Raw genomic sequence first — 15,391 nt, 5'->3', positions numbered from 1 at the left:
ATTTAAAATTTAAACACCCTCATCCCCAACCCTTCTCCCGCAAGCGGGAGAAGGGAGTCTCAAAAATTCAAATGGGACAACCCTGGTTTGCCCGATCGATTTAACCGCAATACTCCTTAGCACATATTTTATTAGATCAACCTGACAAAGGAAAAATCAAAATTTAAGAGTTATAAAGTTTTCATTGCTGCACGGTATGCTTGTAAGCTCATTAAGAACTCTGCTTCTGCAGGTGAGAGATGGCAACTGTCAACGATTTCATCACGATTGCCACCCATTTCTAATATCTTCATTGCATGTTGATAGCCACCATCATTATTGCGTTTATTTTCTAAACTTTGGATTTGATTGTCCATGCTAATTAATTGATCATTAATTTCTTTCAATTGTTTGGAAAACAATAAATCGGCATGAACGAGATGAGAATATTCTTTGGTATGCTGTTCTACACTATTTACCAAACTATCAAAGCGCTGCTCCAAGCCAAACACTCTTTTGCGAAAAGTCCATAAATAATTAGCAATCAATACAAAGGCAGCTACATTTAAACTTACAATAATACTATTTATCATTTTATTTCCTTATTTCCTACGACGACACTATGAGCCTGTTGACTTAATGCTGGATTAAGAAGGCGTTTTGTTTTCCTATTTGTTGCGATAATAATACTTACCCTACGATTTAATGCTCGCCCTACATCAGTAATATTATCCGCTATAGGATACTGTTCTCCATAACCAGTTACCATAATACGGTTTTCATTAATGCCATAAGCATTTAAAACACGCCCTACTGACGCAGCACGCGTCGCTGAAAGTTCCCAGTTTGAAGGAAATTGCGGTGTTTCAATCGGCATGTTGTCAGTATACCCTTCAATGGAAACAATAGCATGAGATTTCTTTAATTTTCCAGCGATTTGCATTAACTTAACTAAAGCATCTGCTTTAAGATCGGCATCACCGGATCCAAATAAGGCACCTGATTTAACATCTAACTCAATCCAGCCTTTTTGACGATTGATTTTATAATTGGCATCTTCTAATTCAGACAGGGATTGATTAATCTCATCCAAACCATCTTCAAACTTACCATAAACCCTTTTACTATTAGGACCATCTTTAATATCCTCAATAGATTGTTCTTGATTTTGTTGATCCTTTTTATTGAATGCCGTTTTCATTCCTTCTGAAAGCGATTTATATTTCGACGTATTTAACGAAGAAATGGCATACATCACTACAAAGAATGCAAACAATAAAGTGATGAAATCCGCATAGGATATAATCCATCGATGATGATCGATATGTTCTTCATTTTTCCGTTTTTTTGAGCTCATTTTTCTTATGCTGCTGTCCAAAGTTATTCAATTTTAATAGCAAAATTCCTGGGCTTTCGCTTGCAGCAATCGCCACCATAGCCTCAATAATCATCTCATCATAATGAACCTGACGCGCGATGCATGTTCTAAGTTTTGTTGCAATCGGTAGGAAAATTAAATTTGCCAGCCCAACCCCATAAATAGTAGCTACGAATGCCACTGCAATACCAACACCTAATTCACTGGGCTCAGCCAAATGACGCATCACCTGAATTAAACCTAGCACAGCACCTAAAATTCCAAGCGTGGGGCTATAGCCTCCCATACTTTCAAATACATGTGCAGCACGTAAATCATAAGTTTCAATGCGCTCAACTTCTGCTTCTAAAACCTGACGAATAGTTTGCTTATCCACACCAATTACCAAAAGTTCCAAACCTTTATTAATTAACGGTGTCTTTTCTGTCTCTAAATGATTTTCCAGAGAAAGCATGCCGAGTTGTCGTGCTTTGCGTGCCAATTCAAACATACGAGTACGACAAACTTCAAAATCTAAATGCGGAGGTTTGAAAATCCAAGGTAAGATTCGAAATGCTCTGAAAAAAATAGGTCTTGAAGTTTGTACTAAGACAGCACCAACAGTTCCACCCAATACTATGAGTAACGCGGAAAAATTAAATAAAGAGTGAATAGTACCACCTTCAAGCATTTGTCCAACGATAATTGCTAAAAAACTAGTCAATAGACCTAATAAAGTTAATGCATCCATACTATTTATTATTCCGGTAACCGTGATTTAATACGGTGTGTTGCCTGACTAAGAATTTGTGAAATTCGCGATTCACTCACTCCTAGAACCTCCCCAATTTCTTTCAAGTTCAAATCATGTTCATAATACAAAGACAGCACCATTTGCTCTTTTTGGGGTAACCCTTTAATTACCTCTCCTAACCGTTTAGTTAAATCACTACGAAACGCATTGACATGAGGCTCAGTGGAGCTTAGTCCTTCTCCTCCCGGTAAAGCATCGTCGGTAACACCTAATTCTTCAAAACCATACAAATGACTACTGACAGAATCCTGTAGCATTTCATGATATTCATCTAAAGAGATACCGAGCTCTTTCGCAATTTCAGAGTCCTTCGCTTCACGCCCTAGCATATGCTCTAAATGTTTTACTGCTTCAGAAATCATTCTTGAGTTGCGGTAAACAGACCGAGGAACCCAATCATTTCTTCTGACTTCATCGAGCATGTACCCTCTAATGCGTATTCCAGCATAAGTCTCAAATGAAGCACCTTTAGAAGAGTCATAATGCCTGGTCGCTTCTAACAAACCAAGCATCCCCGCCTGTATTAAATCATCAACTTGCACACTTTGTGGTAAACGTCCAAGCAAGTGATGGGCAATCCGTTTTACCAACAGAGCATGATTTTTTACCAGCGTTTCCTGGATTTGCTGATTCACTTTGCTGTAGGCAGCCAAAGCATCCACAATACTCTCCTTATCACAACGACTTCGTGACGCTGCTTTTTCTTATACTTCATCCATTACTAAACGCTCTAAAAAGAAACTTGTATTACCACCTAATAAAGACTTAAATGACCAATTGGAGACACCCACTGCTAATTCACGAATAGCCATCGCAGCATATGAAGCCGGATAAGAAATCAATACCGGTTTTTGGCTTTTTACTGCGTAATGCACATGTTCATCAAAGGGTATCGCTCCTAAATAGTCTAGCTTAACATTCAGAAATTGCTCGGAAACTCTGAATAATTTATTAAATAAATCTTTGCCGTCTTTCTCATTTCTGACCATATTGGCCACAATATGAAAATTTGAACAGCCATAACGTTTACTCATTACTTTTATTAACGCATAAGCATCAGTCAAAGAAGTAGGCTCATCACAAACAACGACTAATAGCTCTTGCGCTGAACGAGTAAAACTCAACACAGTATCAGAAATACCGGCAGCGGTATCAATAATCAGATAATCAAGATCGGCTGTAAGCTCATTAAAAGCATCTAATACTGCTGAATGCTGCCGTAAACCCAATTGCGTCATAAATTCTGCTCCTGATGCAGCAGGAATTATTTTTAGATTATCAGGACCATATAAAATAATGTCATCAAGACGACAAATACCTCGGAGCACATGAGAGAGATCATAGCGTGTATGTAAGCCCAACATAATGTCGATATTGCCTAAACCTAAATCAGCGTCAAGCAGCATCACTCTATTATTTTGCTGAGCAAGAGCAACTGCCAGATTTACCGAAACATTACTTTTACCAACGCCACCTTTTCCCGCAGTAACTGCAATTACTTTCACGGGTTTAAAACGCGACAAGTTTCTCAGGCCTGCAGCCTGATCATTCATGTCATCAACTCTCCACATAATACTCTCTCCCAGCACTTTGCCGTTCCCTGGCCATCATTGATCTTTCTTTAGCCATAAAATTGTTTTCGGTTGGAAACAATTTCTGTTCTTGCTGGTCAAATAACTCTACCAATTGATGACGTGTCGCCATTTTGATGTCTTCAGGAACACGTTGGCCATGTGTTAAGTAGCTTACACGTATACCTGTCTCAATCACTGCACTTAAAGCACCACCAATTGCTTGAGCTTCATCCAATTTCGTCAAGATACATTGATCAACATAATTTGTTTCATAACGATGAATTGCATCAATCAATACTTGATAATGACTCGTTGCAGGCAATACCAATACTTTAGAAATGGATTGTAAATGTGCGCTTAAAATTTGCATTTGCTGCACAACACGCTCATCCGATGGGTTCATTCCTGCCATATCAATCAATACTAATTTTTTATCACTTAATTGGCGTAAAACACGAGTTAAAGAAACTTCATCATGAGCAAGGCATACTTGTACCCCCAAAATTTTTCCATAGAGCATTAATTGCTCTTGTGCGGCCATACGATAGGTATCCATAGTCACCATGCCTAATTTATCCGCACCAAAGCGTAAGGCAAATCGTGCACCAATTTTAGCTAGGGTCGTTGTTTTACCCACACCAGTAGGACCTAAAAAAGCATAGACTCCTCCTTCTTCGATACGACGAGTATCGCGAATAGGCAATTGCTCAGTAATATGAGTTAAAATTGCTTGCCAAGCACGTTGTTGATTTAGGTCAGGACGAATTTGACGTGTCCAAGATGAGGCCATAGTTGGACTCACACCAAGATACAATAGTTTTTGTAATAATACAGTGTGTAATGGTTCACTAGAACCACCAATACTACCACCTCGTAATTGTGCCTCGAGCATTCCACGTAAAGTTTGAATTTCCATACGTAAATCATCAAATGGAGTTTGTGCCTGAAATTTATCAACACTACGTGGTGGTTCCGCACAAGCTACTGCAGCTTCAGTTGAAAGCACCGTTTCATCAAAATCAATAGCTGCAACTATTTCTACACCATCTGTAACCTCTGTGCTGGATAAAATAACGGCATCAGCACCTAAAGCCTCTTTCACCTTCTGCATGGCCGCACGTGTATCTTTGCCAACAAACCGCTGTAATTTCATAAAGCTCCCCCTGCTATGACGCGTACCAAACCGTCAAAATTAAATGAAGTTGTTTAGAACATGTCTTCATTTAGTTTTTCGAAGAAAAATTGAGGTCACTTGGCGCAATTTTCAACCAGAAAACTAAATAAGGACATGCCCTAAGGTACTCTTCCGTTTTTTATAAAATTTTATGTATTTCAATATGGTTACAATCCAATAGTAAAATTCACGCTATACTTTATCCTAGTTAACCAACAGTGCCAATTATTCTTATTTGTTTGTTGTCAGGAATTTCCTGATATGACAAAACATGAAAATCATGGGATATATTACGTACAAATCGTGCCAACATTGAACGTATTCCTGGTTGTACTACTAATACAGAACTTTCATGTTTTGCTTGTTGCTGCATCGCAAGCTGTGCTAAAGAGTGCTGTATCCTATCTGCCATACCAGGCTCAATATTTATTCCTCCAGAACCACCGTTTTGAGTTGTGTTTTGCAATAATTGTTCCAACTCTGGCTTTAAGGTAATAATCGACAACTCTTCATTTACTCCACTGATTTTCTGAGTAATCAATCGTGATAAGGCAATGCGCACCTGACTGATTAAAAGCTCTGTATCTTTAGATTTTGGTGCCATTTCCGCCAAAGTTTCGACTATGGTACGGATATCTGTCAGTGGGATATGTTCGGCCAATAGTCCTTGTAACACTTTACTGACCATACCTAAACTCAAACCGTCTGGAACTAGTTCTTTAACTAACTTAGGTGAGGTGATCGCCAATTTATCTAATAATTGCTGTGTTTCTTCGTAGCCTAATAGTTGCTGGCTATTACGTTCTAAAATTTGGCTTAAATGAGTTGCAATCACAGTAGAAACATCAACCACAGTATATCCTAAGGTATGAGCCTGTTCTTTTTGCCCTTCGCTAATCCAGACTGCGGCCATGCCAAAAGCTGGATCTTGCACCTTAATTCCTTCTAATTCGCCAAAAACTTGTCCCGGGTTAATGGCTAAAGAACGATCTGGATGAATGATGGCTTCGCCCATAATCACCCCGGCAAGGCTAATACGATATTGGTTTGGCTTTAAATCCAAATTATCACGGACATGTACAGAGGGAATTAAAAATCCCAACTCCTGCGATATTTTCTTACGTACGCCTTTGATACGTCCTAACAATACTCCACCTTGGGTGTTATCAACTAGTGGGATCAAACGATACCCCACCTCCAGGCTTATCACATCCACGGGATTCACATCATCCCAGGAAAGTTCAGTAGTCACTGCTGAACTTTGTGCAGCAACGGCGTCACTTTCATGTTTAATTGGCATTTTCCGTTTTTCTTTTTCATGCTGAATGAATAAATAAGCCATTCCCGCAAGCCCCAAAGAAAGAAGAATAAAGGCTACGTGAGGCATACCAGGAATAATACCAATAACGCCGAGAATGGCTGAAGCAATCACAAGAGATCGTGGATTTGCTACTACTTGTGAAATAACGGCATGCCCCATATTTTGCGCACTGGAAACGCGAGTCACAATAATAGCTGCGGCTGTTGATAAAACTAAAGATGGAACTTGTGCAACCAAACCATCACCAATTGTCAATAAAATGTAATTATGTAAAGCATCAGAAATGCTCATATTATGCTGGAACACCCCAATAATTAAGCCACCAACAATATTCACCACTAAAATTAGAATTCCGGCAATGGCATCACCGCGTACGAATTTGCTTGCACCATCCATTGAACCATAAAAATCAGCTTCTTGAGCAACTTCCAAGCGACGTTTTATTGCTTGTTCTTGGTTGATCAAACCGGCATTCAAATCCGCATCAATCGCCATTTGCTTTCCGGGTAAAGAATCCAAGGTAAAACGAGCACTTACCTCTGAAACACGCCCTGCACCTTTAGTAACCACTACGAAATTGATGACCAATAAGATCATAAATACCACTAAGCCAACAGTGTAGTTTCCACCAATAACGACTTCACCAAAAGACTGGATCACATGACCTGCGGCATCAGTTCCATTATGTCCATTCAGCAAAACCACGCGTGTGGATGCCACATTTAAAGCTAATCGTAATAAAGTAGTCAATAAAATGACGGTGGGAAAAACAGCAAAATCTAATGGCCTTTCGCTATAAATTACTGCCAATAAAACTACTAAGGATAGAGCTATATTAAATGTAAAAAAAACATCTAATAAAAACGGTGGTAATGGCAACATCATCATGCCTAGCATGACAATAAGCATCAAGGGCGTACCTAATCCTTGTCGCATCCAATATTGTAAATATTGCAGCACATTATTCATCAGATTTCCTCCTCACGTGCCAGTTCAGGTGGAATCGGTACGTTTTGTAATATCTCAGGTTTATGGTCATAATGCTTTTTATTGCGCAATTGAAATATATACGCAAGTACTTGTGCAACGGCAACGTAGAGGCCACGTGGAATCTCAGTATTTAATTTGGTAGAAAAATAAAGTGCGCGTGCTAAAGGTGGTACTGAAATAATGGAGATTTCGTGCTCTTGAGCCACTTTATTTATTTGAAAGGCAATTAGATTTTTTCCCTTAGCAACAACAATGGGGGCTTTTCCCCCTTTCTCTTGATATTTAAGCGCTACAGCATAATGAGTGGGGTTGGTTAAAACCACATTTGCTGTAGGAATTTCAGCCATCATTCGTCGGCGTGCAATTTCTTGTTGGGCACGGCGAATTGCATTTTTTACTTCAGGCTTACCTTCGGTTTCTTTGTATTCTTCTCTTAATTCTTGTTTGGTCATGCGCAAAGTTTTATTATGCTGATAAAGTTGAAAAGGAACATCGACCATTGCAATTAAGATTAGACTTGCAGAAATCCACACAAAGCTTTTTACTATAATCAAGGCGCCAGAACTGATAGCGGTTTCTATGGGTGCATGAGCTAAAGCAAGGAGCATTGGTACTTGTAACTTTAAAACTAAAAGTGAAACTGCAGCCACTACAGAAAATTTTAAAAACGATTTCAGCATTTCCATAAAGTTTTTCAACGATACCATGCGCTTAAAACCTTGCAGCATATTCAGTCGTGAAAACTTAGGCCGTATAACCTGAGCACTGAAAACCCAGCCTCCCATCAAAATAGGGGCTGCTAAAGAGATAAAAAGAATTAAAATAAAGAAGGGCACTAGACTCCAAAAGCCCATTTTTGCCAAATAAAATAGATGCTCCAAACTCGCCACTGGTGTAATCAGTACCTCAGTATCAAATTCAAAACAGTGGCGCATTATTAAAGCCAATTGAGTGGATAATTGCTTACCAAACATCAAAAAGCCTACTGCAGTAAAAAGTAAAGCAACTGTTGTATTAAAGTCTTTTGAACGAGCAATCTGCCCTTTTTCACGAGCTTCTTTCAGTCGTTTCGGCGATGGCTGTTCGGTTTTTTCGTCGTTATCAGTTTCTGACATTAATGCAACATCCCTACTACAAAACGCATTCCATCTTCAATTATTTCTGCCATCTGTGCAACAACACTTGGCAAACCAATTTTAATTACCACAATTCCCATTAATAAAGTAATGGGAAAACCTAAAGTAAAAACGTTTAATTGCGGCGCCGCTCGCGCCATTACTCCAAATGATAAACTAACTACAAGTAAAGACAATAAAGCAGGTATGGAAATTAGTAAGGCTTTTTTAAACATCCAACTTGAAAAAATAATTACATGCCAAAGCATTGACGAGGTCACCGTCATTTTTCCTACAGGCATCACCTTAAAACTTTCCATCAAAGTTTCTACTAACGCCAAATGACCATTCAAGGATAAAAACACTAAAGTTATCATCAACAAGTACAGCTGCCCTACTAAAGGAACACTAGCTTTGCTTGCCGGGTCTACCATCACCGCAAAGCTCATTCCTGCTTGCATGGAAATAATTTGTCCTCCAAGAATAAATACTTGGAAAGCAAGTTGCAAAACAAATCCCATTAATAAACCAAATAAGAGTTCATGAGCAACATACACTATATAATTGCCATTGAAGTTAAGAAAGGTCAGTTCTCTTGGAATTAATGGCGCACAAACCCAACTCAAGGTAACAAGAAGAATAATTTTAATTCTACTCGGAATCAAAACCGAAGAAAAAACAGGTACGGTCAGCAACAAACCACTGATACGCGCAAAAGGCCAAGCGACTTGGCTTATTACTCTTATCATTGTTGGATAATCAATATTCATTCCCTATTAACCTATTAAATATGGGATATTACTGATTAATGCATCGGTATAATTCACTATGGTTTTTAATAACCAAGGCCCTGCAAATACCATCACTAAAAAAGTTACAAATAATTTAGGAATAAAACTCAGACTTGATTCGTTAATTTGTGTTGCTGCTTGAAACATTGCTACGACCAAACCCACTACCAATCCAGGAACAATCAATACAGTCATCAGCAACAACATTATATAAATGCCTTCGCTAAATAGAGTAACTACTGTTGCTGGTGTCATTGCATCTCCTAAGCAGTTAATTTAAGTAATGGCAAAACTTGATGCTAATGACCCAAGAATTAGAGTCCACCCATCAACCATAACGAACAACATAATTTTAAACGGCAAAGAAATAATTAAGGGCGAGAGCATCATCATACCCATAGCCATCAAAACACTCGACACCACCAAGTCAATAATTAAAAAAGGTAAAAATAAAATAAATCCTATTTGAAACGCTGTTTTTAATTCACTAGTAATAAATGCCGGAATGATAATACTCATGGACACATCATTTAATGAAACTGGATTTTTATTGGCAAATTTTTCAAATAAGGACAAATCATTTTTGCGTGTTTGATTCAGCATAAACTCCCTAAGCGGGGCTTGTGCATTTTCTAAAGCTTGCTGAAATTGAATTTTCTCAGCCAAATAAGGCTGTACTGCCGTTTCATTAATTTTATTAAAGGCGGGGGCCATCACAAAATAAGTCATAAACAAGGCAATACCGATTAATACCTGATTGGTTGGTGCTTGGGCTAAGCCAATTGCCTGACGTAAAATTGATAAGACGATAATAATCCGCGTAAATGCTGTGACAGCCATCAGTAATCCTGGCAGAACCGACAGCAAAGCCATGAAAATTAAAATTTGCATGTTCACGCTGTAAGACTCACCCCCATTTGCGCCAGGTTGTACGGTTACAGCAGGTAATGACAATGGCGCGGCATGTAAGGTAAAAGGCAAGAAACAGAATAAAACGATAAGGATAAAATAATTTTTAGCTTTCATTTTTATGATTTCACTACTGTTGATTTAAAGAGCTCAGCAAATGAAGGTTTATTTATGGGCTCAAACCCTGATGGTAGCTCTTCGCCAAAATCATATAGTAACCTGATTTGGCCCGAACCTAAGCCCAACAATAAATATTTTGTACCTACCTTTACCAACATTATTTTTTCCTTCGGTCCCAAAATCATACTTGCAATCGATTGAAACCCCTTGGAAGAACCCAAATTCACATTTTGTAATCGCTTTATTAACCAGGATAAAAGCATAATGAGAACTAAAACAGACAGTAAGCCCAATACTACGCGTGTGAGCTCACTTTGAGTTATTACATGCTGAATCATCTTGCTCGCTTAATCTCTATCTCTTAATCGCTTAATCCGTTCAGCTTTGCTTACGATATCAGTCAATCGCACTCCAAACTTCTCGTTAACTACAACCACCTCCCCATGGGCTACTAATGTCCCGTTAACCAATACGTCTAATGGATCACCAGCTAAACGATCAAGAGGAACAATTCCTCCCTGGTTTAATTGCAACAAGTTACGAATAGTCATTTTTGTACGCCCTACTTCTACAGTAATTGATACTGGAATATCCAATATCATATCCATTTTTTCGCCATCAGGTTCTTGAGGTAATGCATTTACTTGCTTTGTTTGTTCGGCTGTTGAATCGGTCATGCCCATATCCTCTAATAACTAATATGTTTTATTATTTTTAATGCCCGTTTGTCGTTTGCAGTACCTAAGGTTGCAGTAAAACCTGGAGTACCCTCAACGTCCATAGTGACAACTTCTTTCATTTCCATAGGTATAAAATCACCTACCTGCCATGAAAAAACCGTGCCTAAGGTGCTTTTTCCCTGTGCCATCGCTGAGGTGATCAACAATTCCACTTCCATTAATTCTTCTTTTAAAGAGGCAATCCAATTGGGATCAATTTCATCATCAGGACGAGAAGCTCCTAATTCGAGCTGTTCTTTAATAGGTTCAACCATTGAATAAGGCAAAACGAAATAGAAATCTCCTGTTTCCTTACCAAAATTTAATGAAAAACGCACTACCAACAGCATTTCTTCTGGCTCAGCAATATTCACTAATTGGGGGTTGGTTTCCTCGCTAAACTTGGTGATGTCCAATTGGATAATTGGCTTCCAAGCTAAAATTAAATCTGCAACTAACTTGGTAGTGACCACTTCCATTACTCGCAATTCAGTTGCGGTAAAGTCGGTACGGTCTTTTTGTGCTAAAAACTGTGTGCTGCCACCGAAATAATAATCAACCAAATCGTAAACAAAAGTACTATCAAACATGATAATACCCTTGCCATTTAAGGGTTTAAATTTATAGATACACATCAGAATCGGATTAGGTAAACTCTCCATAAATTCACGATGCTTGATGATAAGCAATTGGTCTTGAGTAATTTCAAAGTCTTTTGCGGTAAGCTGATAAATATCCGATGCAAATGAACGCACTGCCCGATCATAAATCCTTTCAAGTACAGGTAATTTACCTTTGACAATTCGTTCTTGAGCAGAAAAATTAAGTGTTTTAACCTCACTTTCTTCAGGCATTAAAGAAGGATCGCTACCGGATATTCGCTTACCTATAGTTGTTTTTTTATGTGGAGATTTTGCATTACCAACAGCTTCTTTGGTTTCTGCCTTTTGAGCCTCTCCTTCTGAAGACTCATCAACTGATTGCAGAAGAGCGTCTATTTCTTCTTGTGATAAAACATTTTTTTCAGTCATAAGTAATCCATACTATCTAATACTTGAGCTCACCAGGTTCACTCAATACAAAACAGGCTAAGTGTTTACATACAGCGCTTATATGCAAACACCATGCCAAATAAAAATAGTTTTAAATCAATAGCATGATTTATCCACATCTAATAATAATTTGACACAAAAGTTCTTTTCAAGCAAATCCAAAATAGATTATAGTTTTACAATCATTACTTATCAGGCATATCTACGTGCTCAGTAAAAAAGCAGTTCTTTCTAATTTTAGTCGATCAATACACAGTGAGTCTCGCTGTTTACGACCTGATAGCGAGAAAGAGCTAGCAGATTATATGGCCTGCCATCCGCGCCAATCAATACTTGTTCGCGGCTCAGGATTAAGTTACAACGACAGCTGTTTTAATACCCATGGCTATATCGTTGAAAGTTCGCACTTTAATCATTTAATTGATTTTGATGCGAAAACCGGTATTGTTATCTGCCAGGGGGGCGTTCCCCTCAAGGATTTATTTTTAGTACATCCAGAGTTCATTCCGGCGGTCATTCCAGGTACTGTGCATGCCACGGTTGCAGGAAGCATTGCTCATGATGTACATGGAAAAAATAATCCTCAAGAAGGTAGTTTCGGTCATCATATTCTTTGGTTTGATCTGTTACTGGGTAAGCAAAAATTTCATTGTAGTCCTAAACAACATAGTGATTTATTTTATGCAACTATTGCGGGGCTTGGTTTAACCGGAGTAATTACTCAAGTCGCACTACGCTTAAAAAAAACCTCTCGTTTCGTGCTCGTTAAACACAAACAATTTACCTCCTTTGGCGCATTAACTGATGCCATGCTTGATTATAGTTTGCACCATGATTATCAAGTCGCTTGGCTTGATTTGCTCCATAAGAAACCACAATCTATTTTATCAATCGCAGATCATTGTGATGCCTTACCTAATCCCGAGCCTCCAATACACGCAGTACCGAAACTCCCCTTTTGCATACTTCGCGCTTGGAATGTAAAACTTTTTAACCAATTATTTTTTAATACACGCAAAGCTCAAGAAAAAGTAAGTTTAATGCAATTCAATAATCCTTTGGATAAGATCATGCATTGGAATAGATTGTATGGCCCTAAAGGATTGATTCAATTCCAAGCAGTATTTCCTCAAGCTAATGCAACAGAATTATTGACGCAATTTCAATTATTGATTAATACACATGATGCAACGCCTACTTTATCCGTGCTCAAACTGTTTCTTAAGGCAGGTAAAGGTTTATTATCATTTTGCCAACCTGGTTTTACTCTGGCAATCGATTTCATTAATAACTGCCAAGCCCAAAAAACCATTGCCGCAATGAATGAATTACTCATTGAATACGGTGGAAGTATCTATTTAGCTAAAGATTTACTTCTTAATGCAGACCAATACAAAAAAATATATGGGAATCACCAAAAATTTTCACAGCTACTGAAACAATATGACAGCTCCATGCATTCTGATTTAGCAAAACGCTTAGGGATAATCTCATGACACAGAGAACTTGGGTTATTTTAGGTGCTACATCAATCATCGCTGAAAAATTTGCCCATCTTGCTGCTGAAAAAGGTCATTATTTATGTCTTGTAGGGCGTCATCAAGAACAATTAGATTTACTTGCTCATGATATTCCATTGCGATATCCAATTAGCTGTGATGTACTTTGTGCTGATCTAAGCAGTGAACCACAAAAGATCTATGAGTTCTTAACTCAAAGCACTTTAGAGTTAGATCTTTTCATTGCTCATAGTGATTTTACAGACAATAGCCATTTAAACACCGAAACTATTATCCACCTTATTAAAACCAATATTCAAGCAACTATTTTATTGATTGATGTTTATTTAAAAAGGCAACAGACACAACATCATTTAATTTATCTCAGTTCAGTTGCTGCTTGTCGCGGCCGAGCCAGTAACAGTTTATATGGAGCAAGTAAAGCCTGTATCGAGGTCTATTTACAAGGGTTACAACAAGCCGCAACAACCAAGCAACATATTATCATTGGCCGTCTTGGTTTTGTTGATACGAAACAAACTTATGGCTTAGCTGGTATCTTTTATGCCGGTTCGCCTAAATCTTGTGCCAAAGCGTGTTGGCATGCTTTGAAAAAGAAAAAGAGATTATTTTATTTCCCATTTTTTTGGCGAGCAATTATAGCACTCATCATCTGTCTCCCTTTTGCTCTTTATAAAAAAATCGATGGTGCGGCAAATTTGTTGAGCAGGAATTTTCACTGAACCAAAACTAGTTAATGAACAAACCACGTCAGAATATATGTTTTACAGCAAGCAGAAAAATTAAGAGAAATAACAGCTTCTTTTGCTATTGCTTATTGGGTGGAGGAAGATCCCTCCTTAATAAAAAATATTAAAGATACTTTTAAAGCTACTCTAGCTGAAACTTATAATAATATGGGAAATCATAGAGCACAATGGAAACCTATATTAGCTAATATTGCTATAGCAGCAACTGGAGTAGGGCTTATAATATTATTATTCAAAGTAATTAGTACCGGAACACTTTTTTTCAATGAAACTAATCGCCAAGTAAAAATACGAGAAATAGATGATGCATTGGAAAGTAAATTTTGTGATTTTCCTGTATTCGAATAATTGGAATGCAATTCATACCCAATGCTAATATCCACCGTTCACCTAATGGCGTCAACTTAAGGCTATTTCCTCTTTCTCTCTGTCATAAGTTAAGGAAAATCGTAGGTTGGGCCTATTGGCCCAACTGAAAAAATTAGCTTGTCGTCGGCAACCCCTAAAATCACCGTATAATACGGATGGTGGGTAAAATCGTTTTGATTACGCCAAAATATTGTAAGATGTAAATAACAAGGATGATTAATACCAATACATTTAAAAGGCTTGTAATTGCTGGTGGCATCGGAATAAAAGCATTAATTAGCCATAACCCCACGCCAAACACTACTATTACTGCAATTAGATTCATTAACTCGCTCATAAATATCCTTTTTTATTGCCAGTATATCTAGTATAGCATTAAAAAATCGAGTTGAATAAAAAAAGAACTATAATTATTCTTTAAGTGTTTTACCTTTTGCTTTAAGCAAATTGCGAATTTCCGTTAATAATTGCTCTTGCCGCGTTAATTCAGATTCTTTTTTCTCGCTCAGTTTCAGCCAATAAAGGCATTTAATCGCCACAAAAATTGAAAGGGCTATAATGGTAAAATCAATAATGGATTGAGTAAATTCACCCCATTTTACTACGGCATCACCTACAGTAAATGTTTTTCCTGTGATATTAACACCTCCTAAAAGTAATCCAATTAGAGGCATAATAATTCCACTGACTAAAGAGCTTACAATTTTACCGAAGGCTCCGCCAATTACTACCGCCACGGCTAAATCAATGACATTTCCTTTAACTGCAAACTCTTTAAATTCTTTGAGAAAACTCATGTAATCTCCTTATTAACGAATCTCTAAATTTGTTGAGCCAT

19 protein-coding genes are annotated in these 15,391 nt (G+C 37.9%); 3 read left to right on the top strand and 16 right to left on the bottom strand.

Annotation, left to right across the window (positions count from 1 at the left end):
- Nucleotides 1-170: 170 nt before the first annotated feature.
- From QM652_RS08685 to fliM, 14 genes are all read right to left on the bottom strand, one after another.
- Entirely contained in the window at nucleotides 171-569 is a 399-nt protein-coding gene (locus QM652_RS08685) for a DUF2802 domain-containing protein (protein ID WP_415074855.1), read from the bottom strand.
- On the bottom strand, nucleotides 569-1,336 hold the full coding sequence (locus QM652_RS08680; RefSeq protein WP_415074851.1) for a flagellar motor protein MotB: 768 nt from the start codon (nucleotides 1,334-1,336) through the stop codon (nucleotides 569-571). Before QM652_RS08680 ends, QM652_RS08685 begins: the two co-directional genes overlap by 1 nt.
- Nucleotides 1,311-2,087, bottom strand: coding sequence for a flagellar motor protein (locus QM652_RS08675; RefSeq protein WP_415074849.1), 777 nt, complete (start codon nucleotides 2,085-2,087; stop codon nucleotides 1,311-1,313). The genes QM652_RS08680 and QM652_RS08675 overlap by 26 nt, the downstream gene beginning before the upstream one ends.
- An 8-nt stretch (nucleotides 2,088-2,095) precedes the next feature.
- Nucleotides 2,096-2,812, bottom strand: coding sequence for an RNA polymerase sigma factor FliA (locus QM652_RS08670; RefSeq protein ID WP_415074847.1), 717 nt, complete (start codon nucleotides 2,810-2,812; stop codon nucleotides 2,096-2,098).
- Nucleotides 2,813-2,854: 42 nt separating this feature from the next.
- On the bottom strand, nucleotides 2,855-3,721 hold the full coding sequence (locus tag QM652_RS08665) for a MinD/ParA family protein (protein ID WP_415074845.1): 867 nt from the start codon (nucleotides 3,719-3,721) through the stop codon (nucleotides 2,855-2,857).
- A complete protein-coding gene (gene flhF / locus QM652_RS08660) occupies nucleotides 3,708-4,877 on the bottom strand; it encodes a flagellar biosynthesis protein FlhF (RefSeq protein WP_415074843.1) in 1,170 nt (389 codons plus the stop codon). The genes QM652_RS08665 and flhF overlap by 14 nt, the downstream gene beginning before the upstream one ends.
- A gap of 229 nt (nucleotides 4,878-5,106) precedes the next feature.
- The gene (gene flhA / locus QM652_RS08655) at nucleotides 5,107-7,188 is read right to left on the bottom strand and encodes a flagellar biosynthesis protein FlhA (RefSeq protein WP_415074841.1); all 2,082 of its coding nucleotides are present in this window, start codon (nucleotides 7,186-7,188) and stop codon (nucleotides 5,107-5,109) included.
- Nucleotides 7,188-8,324 (bottom strand): flagellar biosynthesis protein FlhB, encoded by a 1,137-nt coding sequence (gene flhB, locus QM652_RS08650; protein WP_415074839.1) that lies wholly within the window; start codon nucleotides 8,322-8,324, stop codon nucleotides 7,188-7,190. Before flhB ends, flhA begins: the two co-directional genes overlap by 1 nt.
- The gene (gene fliR, locus QM652_RS08645; protein WP_415074837.1) at nucleotides 8,324-9,094 is read right to left on the bottom strand and encodes a flagellar biosynthetic protein FliR; all 771 of its coding nucleotides are present in this window, start codon (nucleotides 9,092-9,094) and stop codon (nucleotides 8,324-8,326) included. Before fliR ends, flhB begins: the two co-directional genes overlap by 1 nt.
- A 6-nt stretch (nucleotides 9,095-9,100) precedes the next feature.
- A complete protein-coding gene (fliQ, locus tag QM652_RS08640; protein ID WP_415074835.1) occupies nucleotides 9,101-9,370 on the bottom strand; it encodes a flagellar biosynthesis protein FliQ in 270 nt (89 codons plus the stop codon).
- 21 nt (nucleotides 9,371-9,391) lie between these two features.
- Nucleotides 9,392-10,141 (bottom strand): flagellar type III secretion system pore protein FliP, encoded by a 750-nt coding sequence (fliP, locus tag QM652_RS08635; RefSeq protein ID WP_415074833.1) that lies wholly within the window; start codon nucleotides 10,139-10,141, stop codon nucleotides 9,392-9,394.
- A gap of 2 nt (nucleotides 10,142-10,143) precedes the next feature.
- Complete coding sequence (fliO, locus tag QM652_RS08630; RefSeq protein WP_415074831.1) at nucleotides 10,144-10,482, bottom strand: flagellar biosynthetic protein FliO; 339 nt, start codon at nucleotides 10,480-10,482, stop codon at nucleotides 10,144-10,146.
- A gap of 9 nt (nucleotides 10,483-10,491) precedes the next feature.
- Entirely contained in the window at nucleotides 10,492-10,821 is a 330-nt protein-coding gene (gene fliN / locus QM652_RS08625) for a flagellar motor switch protein FliN (RefSeq protein ID WP_415074829.1), read from the bottom strand.
- A gap of 11 nt (nucleotides 10,822-10,832) precedes the next feature.
- On the bottom strand, nucleotides 10,833-11,894 hold the full coding sequence (gene fliM, locus QM652_RS08620) for a flagellar motor switch protein FliM (RefSeq protein ID WP_415074827.1): 1,062 nt from the start codon (nucleotides 11,892-11,894) through the stop codon (nucleotides 10,833-10,835).
- A gap of 227 nt (nucleotides 11,895-12,121) precedes the next feature.
- Here fliM and QM652_RS08615 point away from each other — a divergent pair, with 227 nt between their 5' ends.
- From QM652_RS08615 to QM652_RS08605, 3 genes are all read left to right on the top strand, one after another.
- Complete coding sequence (locus tag QM652_RS08615) at nucleotides 12,122-13,411, top strand: FAD-binding protein (protein WP_415074825.1); 1,290 nt, start codon at nucleotides 12,122-12,124, stop codon at nucleotides 13,409-13,411.
- Nucleotides 13,408-14,157: an SDR family NAD(P)-dependent oxidoreductase gene (locus QM652_RS08610; RefSeq protein ID WP_415074823.1), complete on the top strand. Its 750-nt coding sequence runs from the start codon at nucleotides 13,408-13,410 to the stop codon at nucleotides 14,155-14,157. Before QM652_RS08615 ends, QM652_RS08610 begins: the two co-directional genes overlap by 4 nt.
- 99 nt (nucleotides 14,158-14,256) lie before the next feature.
- Nucleotides 14,257-14,532: a hypothetical protein gene (locus QM652_RS08605; RefSeq protein ID WP_415074821.1), complete on the top strand. Its 276-nt coding sequence runs from the start codon at nucleotides 14,257-14,259 to the stop codon at nucleotides 14,530-14,532.
- Between the two features lie 160 nt (nucleotides 14,533-14,692).
- Here the strand turns inward: QM652_RS08605 and QM652_RS08600 are convergent, their stop codons facing one another.
- Together QM652_RS08600 and mscL are read right to left on the bottom strand one after the other, a co-directional pair.
- Nucleotides 14,693-14,890: a Thivi_2564 family membrane protein gene (locus QM652_RS08600; RefSeq protein ID WP_415074819.1), complete on the bottom strand. Its 198-nt coding sequence runs from the start codon at nucleotides 14,888-14,890 to the stop codon at nucleotides 14,693-14,695.
- Between the two features lie 73 nt (nucleotides 14,891-14,963).
- Nucleotides 14,964-15,350: a large conductance mechanosensitive channel protein MscL gene (gene mscL / locus QM652_RS08595; protein ID WP_415074817.1), complete on the bottom strand. Its 387-nt coding sequence runs from the start codon at nucleotides 15,348-15,350 to the stop codon at nucleotides 14,964-14,966.
- Nucleotides 15,351-15,391: the final 41 nt, after the last annotated feature.

This window comes from Legionella sp. (assembly GCF_047605385.1).
Taxonomy (GTDB): Bacteria; Pseudomonadota; Gammaproteobacteria; order Legionellales; family Legionellaceae; genus Legionella.
This window is presented reverse-complemented; position numbering and strand designations above follow the sequence as displayed.